This is a genomic window from Streptomyces sp. NPDC045899, assembly GCF_056431485.1.
On the sequence record NZ_JBWKKP010000012.1, the window covers coordinates 101,996 to 124,578 of the forward strand.

The following is a 22,583-nucleotide window of genomic DNA, read 5'->3' on the forward strand; positions in this document are numbered from 1 at the left end:
CGATGGCCGCGAACAGCGACGCACCCGTGAACCCCTTCGACACGGACGGCGAGTTCCTCGTGCTGGTCAACGAACGGCGGCAGCACTCGCTGTGGCCCCTGTTCGCGGACGTGCCCGCCGGGTGGTCCACCGCCCACGGGCCGTGTCCGCGCCAGGAAGCCCTGGACTGGGTCACCGAGCACGACGCAGGAGCGCTCTCCCGATGAGCACACCGGCTCCCCGGGGCGGCCGGCTGCCGGTGCCGCGCATACGCCCCCGTGTCGCGGTGGCCCTGGTGTACGTGGCCGCGATGTGTATGAACGGCCTGGACTCGACCATCGTCAACCCGGCGCTCTACACCATCGCCGAGGACTACGGACAGCCCGTCTCGGCGGCCAACACCGTCGAGACGGCGTTCCTCGTCGCCCTGGCGCTCGCCCTGCCGGTGGCCGGGTGGCTCGGCGACCGCTTCGGCACCAAGCGGGTGTTCCTGTCCGCGCTGGCGGTCTTCACCGCCGCGTCCGCGGTGTGCGGGACGGCCGGGGGCCTCCCGGTCCTCGTCGCGGCGCGCGGCGTCCAGGGACTGGCCGGCGGACTGCTCACCCCGGTGGGCATGACCCTGCTGTTCCGCGCGTTCGCCCCGCATGAGCGGGTGAAGCTGTCGAAGGTGCTCATCGTGCCGACGGCGCTGATGCCCGCGCTGGGACCGCCGCTCGGCGGTCTGCTGACCGAACACCTCTCCTGGCACTGGCTGTTCTTCGTCAACGTGCCGATCGGAGTGCTGGCCGTGCTGCTCGGCGTCGTCGGTCTGCGGGAGCAGGTCGAGGGCACGTCCGGGCCGTTCGACCGCACCGGCTTCCTGCTCGCCACACCCGCCCTCGGTCTGCTGACCTACGCGCTGGGCTTCGGCCCGGCGCACGGCTGGACCCGGCCCCCGGTCGTGCTGTGCGCCGTGCTCGGCGTGGTGCTCGCGGTGGCGACCGTGGTCCACCAGCGCCGGGCGCGGCCACCGCTGCTGGCGCTGTCCCTGCTGGGCGACCGGAGCTACGGCGCCGCCTCGGTGCTCGCCGCGCTGACCGCGGCCGGGCTGATGGGTGTGCTCTTCGTGGTCCCGCTGCTGTTCCAGGCATCGCTGGGCGGTTCCGCGCTGGACGCCGGACTCAGTGTCTTCCCCGAGGCGCTCGGGCTGATGCTGGCCTCCCGGGTCGTGGACCTGCTGCTGCCGCGTCTGGGTCCACGGCTGCTGACCATGTCGACCCTGCTGTTGGCGGCGGCGGTGTTCGCCGCCCTCGCCGTACCGGGGACGGCGGAGAGCGTCTGGGCCCTGCGGGGGCTGATGTTCCTGATCGGTCTGGTGCTCGGCACGGCCGTGCTCACCGTGCAGCTCGCCGGGTTCGAGACCATCGCGCCACCGCGGATGGGCCAGGCGATGGGGCTCTTCCAGATCGTCCGGACCCTCGGCGGCGCGCTGGGCATCGCGGTGTGCGCCGCGGTGGTCGGCGGCGGGGCACATGACCCGGGCGCGGAGATGGACGCCGGACCGTTCCGCACCGCCGTGGGCGTCACCGCCGCCCTGGTGGCGCTGGCCGCCCCGTGTGCCCTCCGGCTGCCCAAGGAGCCGCCCCAGCCGCCCCCGTTCGACGAGCCGCCGGGGGAGGGCCGGGCCACCTCAGCCGAGGGCACATCAGCCGCGGACGCACCAGCCGGGAGCCAGGGCCCGGCCGACGGGGACGACGGACCGTCCGGGGGAGCGGACGACCGGGCCGGGACCCGCGCCTGACCCCCTCCTCGCACACACCGACGGGGCCCTTCCGATGACCGGAGGGGCCCCGTCGCCGTCTCAGACCGTCCGCGCGGGCTCCCCGGTGAGCAGCCGGGCCAGTCCGTCGGCCAGTCCACCGCGCCAACAGGCGTAGTCATGACCGCCGTTGAACTCGCGGTACCGCACGTCATAGCCACGCGCGCGCAGCACATTGCGCAGCCGCCGGTTCTCGGCGAGCAGCATCCACTCCTGCGCGCCCACCTCCAGCCACAGCCTGACCGGCCGCCGCTCGCCGGTGGCGTACTGCCGGGTGAGCCACTCCGGTCCCCGGTCCCCGTCGTCGTCGGGCCACCAGAACGACCCCGACTGCGACAGTGCCAGACCGAACCGGTCCGGGCGGCGGTACGCGGCGAAGGCCGCCGTCAGACCTCCGGCGCTCTGTCCCGCGACCACGGTCCGCTCCGGACGCGGATCGGCCCCGAACTCCCGCCATGCCCACGGCAGCAGGACATCGGCCAGCCAGTCCACGAACCCGTCGCTGCAGGCCAGATCGTCCATCCGCCGTCCCATGGTGTCGACGAGCAGGACGACGGTGGGCGGCAGCGCCCCGTCGGCGGCCATCCGGTCCAGCATCCCGCCCGCGTCCAGCACCGGGCCCCACATCTCACCGTCCAGCAGCACCGCCACGGCACGGGAGGACCCCGGGGACACCTCGCCGGGCGGCAGGTGGACGGTGATCCGGCGCCCGCCGACCTCCCGTTCCAGGGTCGTCCCCCGGGGCACGGGCCCCGCGGCGACGGCGTACGGCTGCGCGGGGGCGCCGGGCAGCGCCAGCACCGAGGCGGGAGACCGCCCATCACGGGAGGGCAGCGCGGGGGATAGGCACAGCGGATCGGGTACCGCCCGGTCCAGGGCGCCGCGCCACGACGCCCGGTCGGTCCGCAGGATCTCCGCACGGGACCCGTGGCCGGGGAGGAACTGGTACGAGGCCCGGTGGTCCGCGCGCAGCCGGTGGCTGAGCGCCCACACCGAGGTGTCGGCCACGCGGCGCATCAGATGCGGTGTCAGGTCCCCGGCGTGCCGGTCCCGGTCGGTGACCGTGTGCAGCAGGAGGAGGACGTCCGTGGCGGGCCGCTCCGGGGCGTCCCGCCAGACGAAGGTGACCAGCCGGTGCGCGGGGTCCCCCTGGGGATCGGGCTCCACCAGGGGGGTGCCGTCCGTCCGGGCGCGGTGCCAGAACTCCTCCTCGGCGCCCGGTCTTCCGTCGCGCAGCCCGTCGATGAGGGCGCGCAGCGCGGGGCTGCGGACAGCGGTCACGTCACGTCTGCCTTTCGTCGGTGAATCGGTGAATCGGTGAATCGGTGAATCGGTGTCGGTGGTCGGTGGCGCCGCGCGGATGCCACCGCGGTCCGGCCGTGTGTCAGAGCCGGGTGGCGGAGGTGCGGCTGAGCAGGATCCACAGGAGGAAGGGGCCGCCCAGTACGGTGGTCACCACGCCCACCGGCAGTTCGCTGCCGGAGAAGGCGATCCGTCCCAGGGCGTCGGCCGCCACCACCAGCACCGCGCCGGTCAGCGCGGAGGCCAGGACGGGGACCCGCTGGGGGCCGGTGAGCCGGGAGGCGATCACGGGGGCGGCCAGGGCCACGAAGGCCACCGGTCCGCAGATGCCGACCGCGAGCCCGGCCGACGCCACGGCCAGAGCCATGCACACCGCGCGGGTGCGGCCCGGGTGCGCGCCGAGGGACGCGGCGGTGGCGTCGTCGAAGCGCAGCACCGCCAGGTGGCGGGCGGCGGCCAGCGACGCGGGGAGGAGGACGGCGAGGCCGATCAGGACGGGCACCGCGACCGAGTAGCCGCGCCCGTTGAGGCTTCCGGAGGTCCACACGTACAGCGAGCTGGCGGAGTTGAGCGAGCGACGGGAGAGCACGACCTGGGTGACGGCCGAGGCGAGGGCCGACATCGCCAGACCGGTGACCAGGACGCGGTAGCCGCGCTGCCCCAGCCCGCCGGAGACGGCGGTGACCGCGAGCACGGCGACCATGGCCCCCAGTGGTCCCGCCCACCACGCGCCGAAGGTGCCGGTGGGGCTGAGGGCGACCGACAGCAGCACGGCGGCGGTGGCGCCGTCGTTCACCCCGAGCAGTTCGGGAGTGGCGAGCCGGTTGCGGGCCAGGGTCTGGGTCAGACACCCGGCGAGCCCGAGCGCGGCCCCGGCGGTCAGCCCGGCGACGATCCGGCCGAGCCGGAACTTCTGCACCAGCAGCACGTCGAACCGGTCCCCCTGGCCGAACACGGCGCGGAAGGTGCGGCTCACCCCCATACCGCTCTGGCCCGCGTACGCCGAGAACACCACGGCCGTGACCGTCAGCGCGGCGAGTGCGAGCACGGCGAGCGCGGGTCTGCGGTGGACCAGCAGGGAAACGGCACCGCGCCGCAGCACCGCGGTACCGGCCCCGAGTCCGGGGCGTGTCCGGACCGTCGGCCGCGGCCGGTGCGGGAGCCGCGGCAGCCGCACCGGGAGCGTGCGGCGGCCGGACCCGGTGGTGCCGTCATCGCCCGCCGGGTCCGTCATGCCCATCTCGGTCAGTCGCCGCGACCGGACCACACCGATGAGGACCGGGGCGCCGATGAGGGCGACGATCACCGAGACCGGCGCCTCGAACGGCCGGGACACCACCCGGGCCGCGATGTCCGCGGTGGTGAGGACCCCGGCTCCGATGAGTCCGGCCAGGACGGTCCGGGTGGCGAGCCGGGCCCCGGCGATCGCGCGGGACAGGAATCCGGCCAGCAGACCGAGGAAGGAGATCGGCCCGGCCAGGGCCACCGCCCCGGCCGTCAGGAGGGTGACGGACACCGCCACGACGGTGCGGATCACCGAGGGCCGGTGTCCGAGGCCGCGGGCGAGGTCGTCACCGAGCGCCAGCGCGGACAGCGGCCGGGTGACCAGCAGCGCGATGAGGAAACCTACGGCGAGGACGGGCCAGAGGGGCTTGAGTTCGCCGTATCCCTCCACTCCGGCCAGTGAGCCGAGAACCCAGAAGCGGAATTGGTCGTAGGTCTCGGCGGAGTTGACGACGATGACATTGGTGAGCCCGCCGAAGGTGGCGCCCAGGGCGGACCCGGCGAGCACCAGCCGCATGGGGGAGCCTCCGCGGCCCCGTCCGGCGATCAGGAGCACCAGTCCGCTGGCGGTCACCGCGCCGGCGAAGGCGCAGCCCACCGCGGCGAATCCGGAATCCACTCCCAGCAGGGCTATCCCGGCCACGACGCCGAGCGACGCACCGGCGTTGACCCCGAGCAGCCCTGTTTCTGCGAGCGGATTGCGGGTCACGGCCTGGAGCATGCACCCGGCGACCCCGAGGGCCGCGCCCACGAGCACCGCGGTCAGGGTGCGGGGGATCCGCAGGTCGCCGATGACCAGCGCCAGCCGGGAGTCCGCGCGGGCGCCGTGACGATTCAGCAGGTAGTCGAGGGCCTGGCCCGGACCGGTGTCGCCGGCGCCCACGCTCAGGGAGACGGCGCACAGCAGCAGGACGGCGATGGCGAACCCGGCGACGGTGAGCGCGGTGACGCGCCGCGACGGACCGGCCGAGAGCCGGCGCTTGCTTCCGGCCACCGCCGGACCACCGCTCCCGTGGTCGCCGGCTGTGGTCAACGCCCCTGCGTCCGCGACCTGGTGGGTGGCGGGTTGCGTGGTATCCGTCTGCTGCGGCTGCATAAAGTGAGGTTAGCCTAACCAAAATAAAACCTGTGCCGGGCGTTCGGATGGAATGGTCCACCCTGGCTTGATTAGGTTAGCCTTGCCTTAACGAGACGGGGGGTCCTTCGTGCCCGAACACATACCTGGCGCCCATGCGCCGCTCGCCGGACGCAGAGCCCTGGTCACCGGAGCCGGCCAGGGTATCGGCGCGGCCGTCGCCCGTGCGCTGGCCGCCGACGGTGCCCATGTGGCGGCGACCGACCGCGCGGTCGACGGTGTCCGGGCGCTGGCCGCCGCCCATGGCGGACCGCCCGGTGAAGTGGTGGGGCCCGCCGGTGAGTCGGCTCCGGTGTCCCCGGTGGCCGGTGGTGCGATCACGCCCTACGCCATGGACGTCACCGACCGCGCCGCGGTGGACGCCGTCGTCGAGACCGTCGAGACCCGGCACGGCCCGCTGGACATACTGGTCAATGTCGCGGGTGTGCTCCGCCCAGGATCCGCCGCCCGACTGGCGGACGAGGACTGGGAGGCCACCTTCGCCGTCAACGCCACCGGCGTCCTGCACACCTCCCGCGCCGTGGCCTCCCGTATGGCCGCCCGCGGCACCGGGTCCATCGTCACCGTCGGTTCCAATGCCGCGGGCATCCCCCGCACCGGGATGGCCGCCTACGCCGCCTCCAAGGCGGCGGCCACCATGTACACCAAGTGCCTCGGGCTCGAACTCGCCCGCAGCGGCGTGCGGTGCAACGTGGTCGCGCCGGGCTCCACCGACACCGCGATGCAACGCGCGCTGTGGCAGGACCCCGAGGCCCCACGCCGCGTCATCGACGGCGACCCGGCCACCTACCGGACCGGAATCCCGCTCGGCCGGATCGCCGACCCGTCGGACATCGCCGAGGCCGTGCTCTTCCTCGCCTCGGACCGCGCCCGCCACATCACCATGCAGGAGCTGTACGTCGACGGCGGCGCCACCCTCCGCTGACCCCTCCGCGTCACCCCGCACCACCCTCACCCGCACACCCCCACCCCGCGCGTCCGCGCCGTGAACCGGACGCGCGAGAAACGGAGCCACACGTGTCGGCCTCACCCGAAGTCGCCGCGCCCAGCACCCTGGCCGAACCGGCCCACCCCGCGGTAGGCGCCGCCACCGGGCTGCTCAACGCCTACACCCCGGGAGCCCGTTTCCTCTCCACCCCGACCCGCACCCTGCTCGGTGAGGGCGTCCACGGCGAGGTGCCGCACGACGAGAGACCCCTGCCCCGAAGAGTGGCCGCGACCCTCGCCGCCGCCCGCGCCGCGGGCCACCCCGCCCCCGTGGTGATCGGCGCCGTCCCCTTCGACCAGAGCGCGCCCGCCGCCCTCGCCGTACCGGACCGAGTGGACACCGCGCCGCCCCTCACCGCCGATCCGCTGATCGCCCTGCCCGCGGACGCGCCCGACCTGCTCGATCTGGACATCCGTCAGGTGCCCGCCCCCGAGGCGTACGGAGCCTCCGTCGCCGCCGCGGTCGAGCGCATGTGGCGGGGCGAGTTCAGCAAGGTCGTCCTCGCCCGCACGCTGGAACTCGACAGCCCCAAGCCGCTGGACACCCCCGCGATGCTCCAGCGCCTCGCCCGCCGCGACCCCTCCGGATACACCTTCGCCCTCCCCGTCGCCCCGGACCGCACCCTGCTCGGTGCCAGTCCGGAACTGCTGGTGTCCCGGCACGGCAACCGCGTCGTCGCCAATCCGCTGGCCGGGTCCGTTCCCCGCAGCGACGACCTCGCCGAGGACGTCCGGCGGGCCGCGGCCCTGCTGAAGTCCGCCAAGGACCTGTACGAGCACGCCGTGGTGGTCAGCGCCGTTCACGAGGCGCTCGCCCGCCACTGCACCGACATGACCGTCCCGGCCGCCCCCACCCTGGTGCGCACCGCGGCGATGTGGCACCTGTCCACCACCGTCACCGGGACCCTCGCAGCCCCGGACACCTCGGCCCTCGAACTGGCCTGCGCCCTCCACCCGACGCCGGCCGTCTGCGGCACCCCGACCGACACCGCCCGCCAGGTCATCCGGGAGAGCGAGCCCTTCGACCGCGGCTTCTTCACCGGCATCGTCGGCTGGGGCAACGCCGATGGCGACGGCGAATGGGTGGTGACCATCCGGTGTGCCGAGGCGGAGCGCAACTCCCTGCGTCTGTACGCCGGGGCGGGTGTCGTCGCCGCCTCCGAACCCGAGGCCGAGACCGCCGAGACCGCCGCCAAGTTCCGCACCTTCCTCAGCGCCGTGGGAGCACAGCTGTGAGCGGTCCCCAGGCCCCCGTGTGGCCGACCGGGTTCGCCGAGCGCTACCGCGCCGCCGGACACTGGCGCGGCGAGACCTTCGGCCGGATGCTCCGTGACCGCGCCACCGCCCACCCCGGGCGCACCGCGATCGTCGACCCCGCCTCCGACCGCCGATGGACCTACGGGGAACTCGACGACCGCGCCGACCGGCTCGCCGCAGGGCTGGTGGCCCGCGGCATCGCCAAGGGCGACCGGGTCGTCGTACAGCTGCCGAACATCGCGGAGTTCTTCGAGGTCGTCTTCGCCCTCTTCCGCATCGGGGCGCTGCCGGTGTTCGCGCTCCCGGCGCACCGCGAGACCGAGATCCGCTACTTCTGCGAGTTCACCGAGGCCACCGCGTACGTCATCGCGGGCGAACACGGCGGCTACGACTACCGCGAGCTGGCCGCCGCGGTGCGCGCGAAGGTCCCCGGTCTGCGCCACGTCTTCGTCGCGGGCCCCGACGCGGGGGAGTACGAACCGCTGGACGCGGTGCCCGCCGAACCCGTCGAGCTGGCCGAACCCGCCCCGGACGACCTGGCCTTCCTCCAGCTGTCCGGCGGCAGCACCGGGGTGCCCAAACTGATCCCGCGCACCCATGACGACTACCTCTACTCGGTGCGGGGCTCCAACGAGATCTGCGCGGTGGACGAGCACAGCGTCTACCTCTGTGTGCTGCCCGCCGCCCACAACTTCCCGCTCTCGTCGCCGGGGACGCTCGGTGCGCTGTACGCGGGCGGCACCGTGGTGCTGTGCCCGCAGCCCGGCCCCGAGGTGGCCTTCCCGCTGATCGAACGGGAGCGCGTCACCCTCACCGGTCTGGTGCCGCCGCTCGCCCTGCTGTGGACCGAGGCCGCGGCCGACTGCGGCCACGACCTCAGCAGCCTCCAGGTGCTGCTGGTCGGTGGCGCCAAGTTCAGCGAGCAGGCGGCCCGCCGGGTCCGCCCGGCCCTCGGCTGCACCCTCCAGCAGGTCTTCGGGATGGCGGAGGGGCTGGTCAACTACACCCGCCTGGACGATCCCGAAGAGCTCATCGTCACCACGCAGGGCCGCCCCATCTCACCGGACGACGAGATCCGGGTCGTGGACGACGAGGACGAAGACCTCCCGGTGGGCGCCACCGGCCACCTGCTGACCCGCGGCCCGTACACCATCCGCGGCTACTGGAACGCCCCCGAGCACAACGCCCGCTCGTTCACCGCCGACGGCTTCTACCGCACCGGAGACATCGTCCGGCTCACCCCCACCGGCCACCTGGTCGTGGAGGGCAGGGCCAAGGACCAGATCAACCGGGGCGGTGAGAAGATCGCCGCCGAGGAGGTCGAGAACCACATCCTCGCCCATCCCTCGGTCCATGACGCCAACGTGGTGGGCGAACCCGACCCCTACCTCGGCGAACGCACCTGCGCCTACGTCATCCTGCGGACCGGCGCCGAGCCGCTGAAACCGGTCACCATCAAGCGGTTCGTCCGCGAGCGCGGCCTGGCCGGGTACAAGGTCCCCGACCGCGTCGAGTTCGTGGAGTCGTTCCCGCAGACCGGCGTCGGCAAGATCTCCAAGAAACACCTGCGGTCCGCCGCCGCCCAGACCGTCCCCACCCAGCCGTGAACGGAGCACATCGCCCCATGGCCCTGCCCGCCATCACCCCGTACCCCATGCCGGTGGCCGACGAGCTGCCGCGGAACCGGGTCGACTGGAAGGTCGACCCTTCGCGGGCCGTGCTCCTCGTGCACGACCTCCAGAACTACTTCCTGACCGCCTACGACGTCCAGGCGCCTCCGATCCCCGAACTGCTCGCCAACGTCCGTGCGTTGAAGGACCGTGCCGCCGCCCTCGGCATCCCCGTGCTCTACACCGCCCAGCCGGGCGGGCAGTCGCCCGAGGAGCGCGGTCTGCAGCAGGACTTCTGGGGGCCGGGACTGCCCGCGGACCCGCGGGCCGAGGCCATCGTCGACGCGGTTGCGCCGGGCCCCGGGGACACCGTGGTCACCAAGTGGAAGTACAGCGGATTCGTCCGTACCGACCTCGAGGAACAGCTCCGCGCACTCGGCCGGGACCAGCTCGTGATCACGGGCGTCTACGCCCACATCGGGGTGCTGATCACCGCGTGCGACGCCTGGATGCGCGACATCCAGGCCTTCGTGGTGGCCGACGCCGTGGCCGACTTCTCCGCCGATGAGCACGCCATGGCCCTGCGCTGGGCCGCGGGCCGCTGCGCCGTCGTGACCACCACCGCCACCGTCCTGGAAGGGATCTGACCACCATGGCGCTCACCCTGACGCAGATGCGCAGCGATATCGCCGATGTGCTCGGCGAGGCCCCCGAGGACATCCCCGACGACGAGAACCTCATCGACTACGGTCTGGACTCCGTACGGCTGATGTCACTGGTGGGCCGCTGGCGCAAGGAACACGGCCTCGACATCGCGGTGGCCGATCTGGCGGAGCGCCCGGCAGTCGAACAGTGGGCCGTGCTGCTGGACGTCACCGCCTGAGCCGCAGCCGCAGCCGGAGCCGACGCCATCGCCCGGCGAACGGAGGGCCGGCCGTGCAGCGACACGGCCGGCCCCCGCTCAGGTCACGCTTCCGTCGGGCTCCAGTCCGGGCGGCGGCCGAGGTAGCGCAGCAGCGCGGCCACGTCGTCGTCCCCCTCCTCGGCCGGGAGCTCCGGGCCGAACGCGAAGCCCCGCAGGGGCTCGACGAGTTGACGTGCCGCGGTGAGCAGCGGACGGGCCAGCTCGGCGGTCAGCGGCGACGGCTGTCCGGTGGCCACGGCGATGTCCCAGGCGTGCACCGCGGCGTCCAGCGCACACGCGCTGACGCCGAGTTCCGCCGCCATCTTCATCGGCGGAATCGGCACGGACACCTCGGCGGCGTCGTGCTCCACCCCGGCCCATGCCTCCGCGGCGCCGGTGAGAGCGGGTTCGAGCACATCCTCGGGTGCTCCGTCGAAGGCCGTGGCGGGCTCGAACGGGTTGTACGCCGGTCCCGGCCCTCCCGTCAGCGACGCCGCGTACGCCTGCTGGTCCCCGGCCGCGTGCAACAGCACCTGCGCCACGTTCCACCCCTCGCACGGGGTGGGCAAACCCCAGTCGGCGATGGGTATCTCCCGGATCGCGTCGCGCAGTGCCCGGTGTGCTGCCTCCAGCACCGGCCAGTCCGTGCGCGCGACCTCTGCCCCGTTGGTCATGCTGCCCTCCTGATCTGCGGAGAAGTACGTTGTGCACTTCTCCTGCGGTCAACGTCGCACAGCGCAGGGTGTGGTGTCCGACGTTTACGGATATCCGTTCGTCCGGCGGGGGGCGCGCTCAGTCCGCGGGGGCGAGGGCGGCGGGCGAATCGGCGTCGTGCAGCAGTACCCGCGGTGTCCCGGAGCCGTCGGCCGGTACCCGCCACACATCGGCGCGGCCGTGTCCCCGGGGAAGGCCGTAGGCCACGGTCCGTGTGTCGAGCCAGGCGGCCTGATCGTCCACGGAACGGGTCTCGGCGAGAGGGGTGACGCGGTTCGTGGTCAGGTCCAGGACGGAAAGCCGCCAGCCGTGGGAGGGCTGGTCGTCGCGGGCCGACTTGAAGGCGATACGGGTGCCGTCGGGGGAGAGCGAGGGGCATTCGACGTTTCCGCGGAGGGTGCGCAGGGTGCGCCGCGCGAGGTCGCCGCGGACCAGGTAGCGATGGCCCGCCGTGGAGAGGGTGGCGTAGAAGTGCCGGTCGTCGGGGGCGAAGGTGACGCCCCAGATGTTGACGTCGGCCGCGTGGTAGGGCTTGCCGCGCAGGGTGATGTGCCAGTCCTCCAGCGTCGGCACGAGCTTCTGGGTCCGGGTGTCGAGGATGCCCGCCCGGGTGGAGAAGCGGCCGCCGTTGTAGGAGTCGCCGGTGACGAACACCGTCCAGGCGACCATCCGGCCACTGGGTGATACTCGGGCCCGGTTGGGGACACCCACCAGCGGTACGGACCGGTGCGTCTTCAAGTGGCTGTCCAGGACGGCCAGTTCATAGGTCTTGAAGCTACCGTCCAGACGCAGGCACAGCGCGGTCCCACCGGCCGCGTACAGCCGGGCGCAGGTGACCCGCGAGGTCTTCCGGGTTGCCGCGGGACGCGTAGCGCTCACCGAGATCAGATGGTCACGGCTGCCGGGGGCCGTGCTGCGGGCGACGATCCGGTGGCCGGGGGCGACGGAGACCGCGGAGACCGGGCTCGTGGCGGCGGTCGGCCGCGCGGCACGGTGGATCGCCACCGCCGCCAGGACCGCGAGGAACGTGGCGGCCACGGCCAGGATGAGCCAGGGGGTACGTCGGGTCACGAGGTGGTCTCCTCGGTCAGCGGACGGGCCAGCAGGCCCGAGGTGAGTGCGACGGCCAGCAGGACGGCGCCCGCCGCCACGGTGGAGGCGGTGGCGGCGCCCCACTGGGACCAGGCCACGCCGAAGGCGACGGACGAGACGAAGTACGCGAGTGCCTGGACGGTCTGTACCAGCGCCACACCGGTGGTGCGCAGCGCAGCCGGGAGGACAGGGCTGACCAGGGCCATCAGGACGCCGTCCGTGGCGGCGTAGAAGGTGCCGTAGCAGCAGAGGACGAGGACGGTGGCGGGCGTGCCGGAGAGCGGTGACCGGAGCAGCAGGTAGACGGCGAAGAGCATTCCGTAGCCGCCCAGCAGCATCGGGGTGCGGCCGATACGGTCGGCGACGGCTCCCAGGGGAGCGGCGAGCAGGAGGTACACGAGGTTGGTGCCGACCGCGAACAGCGGGAACCATCCGGCGGCGACGTTGTTGCGGTGCATCAGCTGGAGGTAGACGAAGCCGTCGCCGATGGTGGCCAGGCCCAGCAGACCGGCGGTGTACATCAGCCGGCGGACACCTCGTCGGCGCAGGAGCCGGCCCACGGCGCGGGGGCTGACGGAGCGGGGTTCGCGACGCTCCGCCCGGTGGTCGCGGACGAAGGCCAGCAGGATGACGACGGCCAGGGCGGCGACGCAGAAGCTGGTGAAGAAGATGGCGTCGAAGGCGGCGGGTGAGGTCGCCCCGATGAGCGAGAGCAGACCCAGGGCGGCCAGTGGACCGGCGAACGCGCCCGCGCTGTCCATGGCCCGGTGCAGGCCGAAGGCGCGGCCCAGCGCCGGTTCGGGTACCGAAAGCGAGATCAGCGCGTCACGTGGGGCGCTGCGCAGCCCCTTTCCGGTGCGGTCGCCGACGATGACCGCGCCGAGCGCCGTCACCGAGGATCCGGCCGCCATCAGCCCGAGTTTGGCGACGGCCGAGACGCCGTAGCCCACCGAGGCCACCGCCTTGCGGCGCAGCGTGCGGTCGGCGAGATAGCCGCCCACCAGGCGCAGCAGCGCGGTGGCTCCGGTGTAGAGCCCGTCGATCAGCCCGTAGGCGGCCGGGCTCATCTGGAGGGTGAGGACGAAGTAGAGCGGAAGGACGGCGGTGACCATCTCCGAGGAGATGTCGGTGATCAGACTGACGGCGCCCAGCGCCAGGACATTGGGGCCGATGGCCTTGAAGGTGGTGCGCGGCGCGGTTCCCGCGGCGTCCTTCTCCGGTCGGTCGATGCTGGACAGGTACACGGTCGGGGTCTCCGCCTTTCGTGCGCGGTCCCCAGCCGGCCGGGTCGTTCGGCCGCTGGTGTCCGGGGCGAGCTCAACGGGCTTCGTACGGGTGGCAGGGGTGGGTGCCGGTGGCCGGAGCTCCCCATGTATCCGCTCCGGCCACCGGCGGTCATGGCGCGGGGATCACGACGAGGTGGTCCACAGATCGCTGATGGCCGACTTGCCCGCCGCGCCGCCCAGCGGCGACAGCCCGTACATGTCCTCCAGGGTGCGCAGGACGCTGTAGTGGTTGATCTGTGTGTTCGACGCGTAGCCGGTCTTGACGTTCGCTCCCACGAAGGAGGTGTAGATCTGGTTGACGGAGGTGAAGTTGTCCTCGTCGAAGGTCACGATCAGCAGGCTGTTGTGGGTCTTCGCCCACTGCGCGTAGCCGTCGAGGTTCTCCTTCAGCCAGGTGTCTCCCGTCTCCACCGAGCAGTCGTGCATGTCGTGGCACATGTCGGGCACCACGAACGACACCGTCGGCAGCTTGCTGTAGTCCGAGGGGAAGCTGGAGAACGGCAGGTGATGACTGGCGTTGCCGACGGTGGGGAAGTCGGCCCACGGGGCGTGCTTGCGCCGGTAGTCGCCGCTCTTGCAGCCGGTGTACCCGGCGCTCGGCAGATCCTCGGAGTAGGCGGTGAAGGACTTGCCCGCGTCGATGAGCTGCTGGCCGAGGTTTCCGGTGGAGAAGTCGTTGGGGCAGCTGTCGTCGTCGACGCCCTGCTGGGAGCCGGAGAACAGGCCGATGTAGTTCGGCTGGCTGGGGTGCGTCAGGCCGAACGAGTTGGTGGCCAGGGCGCCCTGGGAGGCGAGCGAGTTCAGATAGGGCGCCTTCGAACTGCCCTTGATGGAGGTGTAGTTCTTGTTCTCGAACGGCACGATCACCACGTGGTCGTACTGCGGCAGGGAGGCGGCGGCGGGGGCTGCCGTCGTCGTGTCCTCGCTGTTGAACTGAACCGGTTCGGACGCGATGACGCTGGCGCCCACCAGCGTCAGGACCGCTGTGGCGGCCGTGGCGGCGATACGGGTGAAACGCATGAGACCTCCTGAGGTGGGGCGGTGAAGGTGTGGGGGGTGGCGGAGGGTGAGGACTGGATGTGGTGCGACGGGGGAGGGTTACGGAGTGCCCTCGCCGCCGGTGAACAGCAGCCGGTTGGGCGTGCCGCTGCCGGGATCGGAGATCCGGCCGGGCGTGGCGCTGTCGATGAGCGCCTGGTGGACCTCGGCCGGGGAGGCACCGGGGTGTGCGGACAGGTAGAGGGCCGCCGCCCCGGTCACATGCGGTGCGGCCATGGACGTCCCGCTGAGGGTGTGGGTGTCCGAGTCCCCCGTGTACCACGCGGAGGCGATTCCCGTTCCCGGGGCGAACAGATCGGTACAAGAGCCGTAGTTGGAGTCGGAGCGGCGCTTGTCGTCGGCGGTGGAGTTGTTCACGACGAGCGCGGTGCCGATGTCGCCGGGCGAGTTGTCGCATGCGTCGCCGTCGTCGTTGCCCGAGGAGACGACCCAGGTGACCCCGGAGTCGATGGACTTCCTGATCGCGCTGTCCTCCGCGCTGTTCCGGGTGCCGTTGATGCTCATGTTGACCACCGCGGGCTTCTCGGCATGGGCGGTGATCCAGTCGGCGGCCGCGATGATCGATGACGACGAGCCCTTGCCGTCGCACTTCAGCACCCGGACGGACACCAGCCCGACGCCCTTGGCGACGCCGTAGTCCTTCCCGCCGATGGTGCCCGCGACATGAGTACCGTGACCGGCGCAGTCCTGGCCGTCGTGACCGTCCCCGATCTCGTCCACCCCGACCGAGGCCCGGCCCCCGAACTGGGTGTGGGAGGTACGGACACCGGTGTCGACGACGTACGCGGTGACATGGTCGGCCGTGGTCGCGTAACCGTAGCCCCGGTCCAGCGGCAGGGCCCGTTGGTCCACCCGGTCGAGCCCCCAGGACGGGGGGTCGCTCTGCACGGCGGAGCCCTGGACCTCGGTGTCCTGCTCCACGTAGGCCACCCGCGGATCGGCCGCGACCCGTTCCGCCTGGGCGGCGGACATCGCGGCCGCGTAGCCCTTGAGCGCGCTGCCGTAGGCGTGTCGCAGGGTTCCGCCGTGGGCCGTGATGAGCCGGGTGCTCTCTGCCGCCGCCGAACGGGCGGACAGGGCACGGTCCTTGAGGACGACGATGTACTGCCCCGGGATGGCCTGGGGGGAGGTACGGACGGCGGCGGTGGGGCGCGGCGCATCGGCGTGGGACACCTGTCCGGCGACGAGAGGGGCGGCTGTCGCGAGCGCGACGACCGTGGCCAGTCTTGATATGCCTGTGGGCACAGTTGCTCCAAGGGGGAGGTGCCGATGCCGGGGGAGCACCGGGTCCCCTTGGTGTACCGGCTGCTCCGGGGCCGTGGCGGCACAGCTGCGCCAGTGGCGCACTTACGCAAACGGACATGATCCCGGTGGCGCGCGGAGGACGTCAGATCCACTCCTTGCGCGCGGCGTGCAGCGCGAGCTGGAAGCGGTTGACCGCCCCGGCCAGTTGATAGAGCCGCTCCATGTGGCGGGAGAGCGTGCGACGGCTGATGCCCAGCAACTGCGCGATCGTGTCATCGGTGACCCCCGTCCCCATGAGCTCGAGGATGCGGCGCTGTAAGGGCCGAAGCGCGCGCGGGACCTGCTCGTTGAGGTGCATGGGGTAGCCGGAGCGCCACGACGTCTCGAACAGCCCCATGAGCGCGGTCAGCAGACTGGAGGGCCGCACCAGGAGCAGGGCCTCATTGGATTCCGCCTCGACGGACGACATCGACACGATCGCCAGTCGCCGGTCGAAAACGGTGAGTTTGACCGGTACCGTCGTCAGCACCCGGGCCTGTTCGCCGGCGGCAATGCACGGCTGAATATTCACCGAGTAGTAGTCACTGTTCTGCACGGCGGAGTTCGAGTACACCACGCGATATTCAACGCCCCGCTTGAGATTCGCCACCTCCACGTCATTGGGGCCGCCGAACGTGTGATAGGGCGGTGAATCGAACCGGAGGACTTCGGACTCCACGGACCTTTCGATCTGCCAAATGCGGTCCACGATCTGCGGCCCCGTCACCACCTCGAGCAGATCGTGCGTGGTCTGTGCGCCGTTGCAGCGCCGATAGTCCCGGTACGCGCGGAGCGCGGCCAGCTGGGCCTGTTGGACCTCGGCGGAGCGCAGGTGGACCAGACGGTCGAGGGCGAGGCTCGGCTCGGCGGGGGACAAGGCGGTGCGATCGGGGCCTTCGGACGTGACCAGCCCCAGCTCGACGAGCTGTCGGACGGCTTCGGTGACGCGTTCGCGATCCCACCCCAGCAGTTCCACGAGTCGGCCGGAGTCGGTGCGCCCGGTTTGCAGCAACGCCTGGAACGCCTCAGCGGCGCGGGGACCCACTCCGAGGTCCGTCAGGTGTTCTGTCAGGTCCCTCTCGGCCATCTGAACTCCCTGCAGTGACGGGCGTGGTTCTTGAAACGTCGGGCGCCGTTGACCGACCGATATCGTGCCATGGAAAGGTCAACTGTCAAGGTGAATGCGCATGTAATGCAGGGATAACGCGAGAAGGCTTTGAATTCAGGTACGGACCAACCCTGATCGAAAAGGTGGCGAGTGCCTCGAAGATCTCTCATGGCAACGTTTTGTGGTGCTGTCGAGTGGCTGATCCCGGATGGAGATATCCAGGGAAAACACCGGCGCGCGGACGGCCCGGTCCACTGCTGGACCGGGCCGTCCGCGCGGTGTCCGGAAGTGAGGTTCCCGCGGTGGCGGCCCCTCACGTCCTGCTGTCCCGCGGCAGCAGCGCCCCCGCCACCGCCGCGGTGGCGCAGAGCAGCAGTCCCACCGCCAGCAGACCCGTGCGCATTCCCGGGAGTGAGAACGCCTCGTCCCCGGTGGCGGCGAGCAGCGATCCGAAGAGGGCGACCACGAGCGCGCCGCCGGTCTGGCGCAGGGAGTTGAGGAGGCCGGAGGCCGTCCCCGCCCGGTCGCCCGGCACGCTGTCCATCAGCAGAGCGGTCAGCGCGGGCACCGCGAGCGCCCCGCCGACGCCGGTCGGGGCGAGCAGCAACAGCACGAGCCAGAGCGGAGTGTCCGCGGTGAGCGGCAGCAGGGCGAACATCGCCACGGCCAGGATGATCTGTCCGATGACGATCACCGGCCGCCGGCCGATCCGTTCGGCCATACGCGGGGAGACGAGGTTGGTGCTGGTGATGAGCACCGACAGCGGGACGAACATCAGACCCGTCGCGATCCCCGACATGCCCCGCAACTCCTGGCAGTAGAGGCCCAGCAGGAACACCACACCGTAGAAACCGGCGTTGATGGCGAAGCCCACGGCGAGTGACACGGACACCTCGCGACGCCGGAGCATGGCCGGTGGCACCATCGGCGCGCGGTGGCGCCGCTCCACCCACGGGAAGGCGAGAGCGCCGGCGGCCGCGGCGGCGAACCCGCTCAGGGCCACAGGGCTCGTCCACCCCTCGTGTCCGCCCTCGATCACACCGAGGGCGAGACCGGCGAGCGCCACCACCGCGGTGAGCTGGCCCGGCAGATCCAGCGGCGCGGGCCTGCGCGGTGAGCGCGCCACCCGGGTGAGCAGCAGCAGGATCACCGCTCCCACCGGCAGGTTCAGCAGGAACACCGAACGCCAGCCCGCGGTCTGGGTGAGGGTCCCGCCGAGGACGGGGCCGGCCGCCATCGCCACCGAACCGCCCACCGTCCACAGCGCGATGGCGCGGGCCCGGTGCCGGGCGTCGGGGTACGCCTGCCGGATCAGGGCCAGGGAGGCGGGCATCACGACGGCCGCCGCGCCGCCCTGGAGGATCCGGGCCGCCACCAGGGTGCCGATACCCGGGGCGAGGGCACAGCCCAGCGAGGCCAGCGTGAACAGCGCCACCCCCCAGCCGTACGCACGCCGCGCCCCGGCCCGGTCGGCGAGGGCGCCGGCGGAGAGCATCAGCGCGGCGAACATCAGGGTGTAGCCGTCCACCACCCACTGGAGGCCGGACATCCCGGCGTGGAGGTGGTCCCGGATGGCGGGCAGGGCGAGGTTCACGGCGGACACGTCGACGGTGATGACGGTGAAGCCGAGGAGGGCGGCGACCAGCGCGGCGCCGGGGCGGCCGGGGGCGCCGTCATGGCCGGCACCGGAACCGGCCGCGGCGGTGGCCACGGCGCGGTGCGGCGCCGGAGGAACCGGCGACGGGTCCGGTGCGGTGGACGGCACGCGGCCGTGCCCGGTGGTGACGCTCACGGAACTCTCCTGGCGACGAGAAGGGCGGCGGCGAAGCAGGCTTCGCGGGACCGCCCCGGTCAAGGGCCGGTCCCGTGAGCCACCTCGCGGAAACGGTGTGACGGGACGGCCACCGCCCCCACGTCCGCGGTCCGGTGCCGTGCACCCCCTGGGACCGCGGGGACGGGCCGTCCCGCGACACCACCCACTCTGCCGCGAGGACCGGCGCCGCGGCAGGCCGCCGTTCGCCGGGGAGCCCCGTTCCAGGCCCTGCCACGGCCCCCCAGCGGCACCGGGCGCCTGGGACAATGGACGGATGAACGACGGCAACAGCGGTACGGAACTGGGCAGATACCTCCGAGCACGGCGGGCCCTGGTGAGCCCCGAGGAGGCCGGACTCCCGCCCGGCGCGGGCATCCGCCGTACCCCGGGCCTCCGCCGCGAGGAACTGGCCACGCTCGCCGGTGTGAGCGTCGACTACTACACACGTCTGGAGCGCGGCCGCGAGACCAACCCCTCCGCGGCCGTCATCGACGCCATCAGCCGCGCCCTGCGGCTGTGCGGCGACGCGCACGAGCGACTGCACGACCTGGCGGAGCTTGCCTCGGGCCGGTTCACCGAGCCCCGGCCGGTCGCCGCCGACACGGTACGCGAGTCGGTCCACCAGATGCTGGAGCGGCTGCGGCCGATGCCCGCGTACGTCGTCGACGCGTACAACTACTGCCTGGCCGCCAACGCGCCCGGCCGACGCCTGCTGCCGGGCCTGTGGGACTGGCCCGCAGAGCAGCGCAACATCACCCGTTACCTCTTCCTGCATCCGGTGGGCCGTACGCTCTACGTCCCCTGGAGGGAGACGGTGGCCCAGTCGGCCGCCCATCTGCGGGCGGTCGGGGGCGCCGATCCCGATGCGCCGCGCCTGGCCGCTCTGGTCGGTGAACTCCTGCTGAAGTCGCCGGAGTTCGCCGAGATCTGGAACCGGTACGAGGTCCGGGAGCGTGGCGGCGGCCAGAAGACCTTCCAGCACCCCACGGTGGGCGTGATGACGCTGACGTTCGAGGTGATGACCCTCTCCCGCAGCGGTGGCCAGCGCCTGGTCGTCTACCAGGCCCCGGCCGACTCCGCCGACGAGGAGGCTCTGCTCCGCCTGGACCCGGCCGCCCACCCCGTGCCCCGCTGAGGCGGCCTCCCCCACGGGAACCGCCCCGCCGCCGTCCGCACCCCAGGGGGAGGGCGGCGGACGGCGGCGGGTGTCTCACAGCATCAGATGCTTGGGCTGGGTGTAGTCCAGCAGTCCTCCCAGCGACAGATCGCTTCCGTAGCCGGAGTGCCGGACGCCGCCGTGCGGCAGTTCGGAGACCGTGGTGCCGTGGGTGTTTACCCAGACGATTCCGGTGCGCAGCCCCCGGCCCGCGCGCATGGCGCGGTCGTGGTCCCGGGTCCACACACTGGCGGCGAGCCCCTGCGGCACCCCGTTGGCCAGGCGCAGCGCCTCCGCCTCGTCGGCGAACGGCTGGACGGTCACCACCGGGCCGAACAATTCGCCCTGCACGATCTCGTCGCTCTGGCGCACCCCCGTCACCACCGTCGCCTCGTGGAAGAAGCCGGGGCGGTCCACGGCGGATCCTCCCGCCACCACCCGGGCGTGGTCCGGGAGCCGGTCCAGCGCGCCGCGGACCGTGCGCAGGTGCTCCGCGCTGTTGAGCGGGCCAAAGGCGGCCGTGGTGTCATCGGGGCCGCCGGGCCGCTGCCGTGCGGCCGCGGCCGCGAAGGCGTCCACGAAGGAGTCGTGGACCCTCTCGTGGACGAGGAACCGGGTGGCCGCGGTGCAGTCCTGCCCGGCGTTGTAGAAGGACAGTGCCGCCAACTGCTCGACGGCGTCGTCGAGATCGGCGTCCTCGTGGATCAGGACCGGTGCGTTGCCACCGAGTTCGAGGTGCAGGCGTTTGAGGTCGGCGGCCGCGGCGGTGGCGACCTCCCGTCCGGCCCGCGCGCTGCCGGTGAGGGCGACCAGACGCACCTCCGGATGCGAGACCAGTGCCCGGCCGGTGTCCCGGTCCCCGCACACCACGTTCAGCACCCCCGGCGGCAGGTGCTCGGCGGCGAGCCGCGCGAGCGCCACCGTGGACCGGGGGGTGGTGTCGGAGGGTTTGAGCACCACGGTGTTGCCCGCGGCCAGCGCCGGGGCGATCTTCCACACCGCCATCATCAGCGGGTAGTTCCACGGGGTGATCTGGGCGCACACTCCGACCGGTTCGCGGCGCAGCACCGAGGTGCGGTCCGGGGTGTACTCGGCCGCGGCGACGCCCGGCAGGTTCCGGGCGGCACCGGCGAAGAAGCGCAGCACGTCGATGGTCGGGGGCAGTTCGTCGTCCCGGAACGCGGCGTACGGTTTGCCGGTGTCGGCGACCTCGGCCTCCACCAGCGCGTCGGCGTGCCGCTCCATGGCGTCGGCGATCCGCAGCAGCGCGGTCTGGCGCTCCAGCGGCGTGGTGAGCGACCAGGCGTCGAAGGCATCGCGCGCCGCCCGGCCCGCCGCGTACACGTCCGCCGCACCGGACAGGGGGGCCCTGCCGCAGACGGCGCCGGTGGCCGGGTTCACCAGCCGCATCGTCGCGCCGGAGGCAGCCGCCACATCGGCGCCGTCGATGTGGTTCAGGACCGAGGAGTGGTGACGGTCAGCCATGGCTCAGCACCTCCCGGGCGGCGGCGCGTCCGGTGCGCACCGCACCTTCCATGTAGCCCGCCACCCACTGGTCGGAGCCGCATACGTAGAACGGCGGCTCATGCGTGCCGTGCAGCGGGCCCACGGCCATCACCTCGCCCGGTGTCCACTGGGTGACGTACCCCTGGGTCCAGGGGTCGCTGCCCCACAGCCGCAGGTGGCAGGCGAGCGGTGAGCGGGCGCGGTCACCGAACATCCCGGCCATCTCCTCGAGCAGTTCGGGGGTGCGCAGCTGCGGCGGGGTGCCCAGCAGGACCCCGTAGCGCTCGGGGGGCACCAGGGCGGAGAGCACCCCGTCGTTCTGCGGCCAGGTCGAGCCGAGGACCCCCTCGCACTCCGAGAGCCCGCTGAGTCCGGCGTCGCGCCAGAACGGCTCGGTGTAGACGGCGGTGAACTTCGCCGCCACCGCCTGGCGCTGACGGTGCAGTGAGGCCAGCCGGGGCCGGCTGACCCCGGTGATCGCCACCGAGCGCAGCGGGCCCACCGGCAGGGCGCTGACCACGGCCCCCGCGGTGAGGGTCTCGCCCGTGGCCAGCCGTACCGCGCAGCGGCCCGGGGCGATGTCGAGGGCGGCCACCGGGGAGCCGAGGCGGACGCGCGGGCCCAGTTCGCGGCCCATCACCTCGGCGAGGGTGGCGGATCCGTCGGCCAGCCGGAGTCCTTCCCAGTCGTCGTAGTCGTAGTGGCCGGAGCTCGGTACCGCGGCGTTCTTGCGGAGCGCCGCCAGCAGCGAGGTCCGCTCGCAGGAGCCGTCGGCCAGGGCGAGCTGGCCGATCTCCCAGAGCCGGACGACGGCGGGGGAGGCGTGCCGGGACCGCAGCCAGCCGCCCACCGAGAGGCGGTCCAGCGCGGCGGCCTCCGGGTGCGACCAGGGGTCGTCCGGGTCGACACCTGCCGCCAGGGCCACGAACTCGGCGCTGAGCCGCTCGTGTTCGGCCAGGTCGCCGGGGCCGAACCAGTGGGGTGGATCCCCGGCGGACCGTCCCTCCGGAGTGGCTCGGGTGATCTTGCCGGGTTCGGCGACATAGCTGGGGACCAGGGTCAGTCCCAGTTCCCCGGCGAGCTCCAGGTACGCGGTGTGGGCGCGGCCCACCACCTCACCGCCCAGCTGGACGGTGCGGCCGTCCGGCAGCCGGGTCTGCTCGACCCGGCCGCCGACCCGGTCCCTGGCCTCCAGGACCAGGACGTCGGTGCCACCGGCGGCCAGGTCGCGGGCGGCCGTGAGCCCGGCCAGACCGGCGCCCAGCACGATCACATCGTGGTGCATCTCGTCGGTTCCTTCGTTCGGTGC

General features: G+C 72.6%; 19 protein-coding genes. 8 read left to right on the forward strand and 11 right to left on the reverse strand.

Features of this window, described 5'->3' with window-relative positions:
- The first annotated feature begins 2 nt into the window (after positions 1-2).
- Positions 3-206 (forward strand): MbtH family protein, encoded by a 204-nt coding sequence (locus AC07FT_RS19575; protein WP_479177306.1) that lies wholly within the window; start codon positions 3-5, stop codon positions 204-206.
- The gene (locus AC07FT_RS19580; RefSeq protein WP_479177307.1) at positions 203-1,759 is read left to right on the forward strand and encodes a DHA2 family efflux MFS transporter permease subunit; all 1,557 of its coding nucleotides are present in this window, start codon (positions 203-205) and stop codon (positions 1,757-1,759) included. The genes AC07FT_RS19575 and AC07FT_RS19580 overlap by 4 nt, the downstream gene beginning before the upstream one ends.
- A 60-nt stretch (positions 1,760-1,819) precedes the next feature.
- Here the strand turns inward: AC07FT_RS19580 and fes are convergent, their stop codons facing one another.
- Entirely contained in the window at positions 1,820-3,058 is a 1,239-nt protein-coding gene (gene fes, locus AC07FT_RS19585; protein ID WP_479177308.1) for an enterochelin esterase, read from the reverse strand.
- Between the two features lie 103 nt (positions 3,059-3,161).
- Positions 3,162-5,459: a Fe(3+)-hydroxamate ABC transporter permease FhuB gene (fhuB, locus tag AC07FT_RS19590; RefSeq protein ID WP_479177309.1), complete on the reverse strand. Its 2,298-nt coding sequence runs from the start codon at positions 5,457-5,459 to the stop codon at positions 3,162-3,164.
- Between the two features lie 109 nt (positions 5,460-5,568).
- Between fhuB and AC07FT_RS19595 the strand changes: the two genes are divergently transcribed.
- From AC07FT_RS19595 to AC07FT_RS19615, 5 genes are all read left to right on the forward strand, one after another.
- Positions 5,569-6,423 carry a 2,3-dihydro-2,3-dihydroxybenzoate dehydrogenase gene (locus AC07FT_RS19595; RefSeq protein ID WP_479177310.1) on the forward strand — a complete coding sequence of 285 codons (855 nt, stop codon included), beginning with the start codon at positions 5,569-5,571 and terminating at the stop codon, positions 6,421-6,423.
- Between the two features lie 92 nt (positions 6,424-6,515).
- A complete protein-coding gene (gene dhbC / locus AC07FT_RS19600; protein WP_479177311.1) occupies positions 6,516-7,721 on the forward strand; it encodes an isochorismate synthase DhbC in 1,206 nt (401 codons plus the stop codon).
- On the forward strand, positions 7,718-9,349 hold the full coding sequence (locus tag AC07FT_RS19605; protein WP_479177312.1) for a (2,3-dihydroxybenzoyl)adenylate synthase: 1,632 nt from the start codon (positions 7,718-7,720) through the stop codon (positions 9,347-9,349). Before dhbC ends, AC07FT_RS19605 begins: the two co-directional genes overlap by 4 nt.
- 17 nt (positions 9,350-9,366) lie before the next feature.
- A complete protein-coding gene (locus AC07FT_RS19610) occupies positions 9,367-9,999 on the forward strand; it encodes an isochorismatase family protein (protein WP_479177313.1) in 633 nt (210 codons plus the stop codon).
- Positions 10,000-10,004: 5 nt separating this feature from the next.
- Positions 10,005-10,235 (forward strand): phosphopantetheine-binding protein, encoded by a 231-nt coding sequence (locus AC07FT_RS19615; RefSeq protein ID WP_479177314.1) that lies wholly within the window; start codon positions 10,005-10,007, stop codon positions 10,233-10,235.
- Between the two features lie 83 nt (positions 10,236-10,318).
- Here the strand turns inward: AC07FT_RS19615 and AC07FT_RS19620 are convergent, their stop codons facing one another.
- From AC07FT_RS19620 to AC07FT_RS19650, 7 genes are all read right to left on the reverse strand, one after another.
- Complete coding sequence (locus tag AC07FT_RS19620; RefSeq protein WP_471197409.1) at positions 10,319-10,930, reverse strand: TIGR03086 family metal-binding protein; 612 nt, start codon at positions 10,928-10,930, stop codon at positions 10,319-10,321.
- Positions 10,931-11,048: 118 nt separating this feature from the next.
- Positions 11,049-12,041 (reverse strand): hypothetical protein, encoded by a 993-nt coding sequence (locus AC07FT_RS19625; protein ID WP_479177315.1) that lies wholly within the window; start codon positions 12,039-12,041, stop codon positions 11,049-11,051.
- Entirely contained in the window at positions 12,038-13,306 is a 1,269-nt protein-coding gene (locus AC07FT_RS19630; RefSeq protein WP_479177316.1) for an MFS transporter, read from the reverse strand. The genes AC07FT_RS19625 and AC07FT_RS19630 overlap by 4 nt, the downstream gene beginning before the upstream one ends.
- A gap of 165 nt (positions 13,307-13,471) precedes the next feature.
- The gene (locus AC07FT_RS19635; protein WP_479177317.1) at positions 13,472-14,368 is read right to left on the reverse strand and encodes an alkaline phosphatase family protein; all 897 of its coding nucleotides are present in this window, start codon (positions 14,366-14,368) and stop codon (positions 13,472-13,474) included.
- Positions 14,369-14,446: 78 nt separating this feature from the next.
- On the reverse strand, positions 14,447-15,652 hold the full coding sequence (locus AC07FT_RS19640; RefSeq protein WP_479177318.1) for a S8 family peptidase: 1,206 nt from the start codon (positions 15,650-15,652) through the stop codon (positions 14,447-14,449).
- A 142-nt stretch (positions 15,653-15,794) separates the two neighbouring features.
- Entirely contained in the window at positions 15,795-16,778 is a 984-nt protein-coding gene (locus AC07FT_RS19645; RefSeq protein WP_479177319.1) for a helix-turn-helix transcriptional regulator, read from the reverse strand.
- Positions 16,779-17,112: 334 nt separating this feature from the next.
- Positions 17,113-18,510, reverse strand: coding sequence for an MFS transporter (locus AC07FT_RS19650; RefSeq protein WP_479177450.1), 1,398 nt, complete (start codon positions 18,508-18,510; stop codon positions 17,113-17,115).
- A 376-nt stretch (positions 18,511-18,886) separates the two neighbouring features.
- On the opposite strand from AC07FT_RS19650, the gene AC07FT_RS19655 reads away from it, so the two are divergent.
- Entirely contained in the window at positions 18,887-19,747 is an 861-nt protein-coding gene (locus tag AC07FT_RS19655) for a helix-turn-helix domain-containing protein (protein ID WP_479177320.1), read from the forward strand.
- Positions 19,748-19,822: 75 nt separating this feature from the next.
- On the opposite strand, the gene AC07FT_RS19660 is transcribed toward AC07FT_RS19655, so the two are convergent.
- Both AC07FT_RS19660 and AC07FT_RS19665 read right to left on the reverse strand, forming a co-directional pair.
- Positions 19,823-21,253 carry an aminobutyraldehyde dehydrogenase gene (locus AC07FT_RS19660; RefSeq protein ID WP_479177321.1) on the reverse strand — a complete coding sequence of 477 codons (1,431 nt, stop codon included), beginning with the start codon at positions 21,251-21,253 and terminating at the stop codon, positions 19,823-19,825.
- Positions 21,246-22,559 (reverse strand): flavin monoamine oxidase family protein, encoded by a 1,314-nt coding sequence (locus AC07FT_RS19665; RefSeq protein ID WP_479177322.1) that lies wholly within the window; start codon positions 22,557-22,559, stop codon positions 21,246-21,248. The genes AC07FT_RS19660 and AC07FT_RS19665 overlap by 8 nt, the downstream gene beginning before the upstream one ends.
- Between the last annotated feature and the right edge of the window lie 24 nt (positions 22,560-22,583).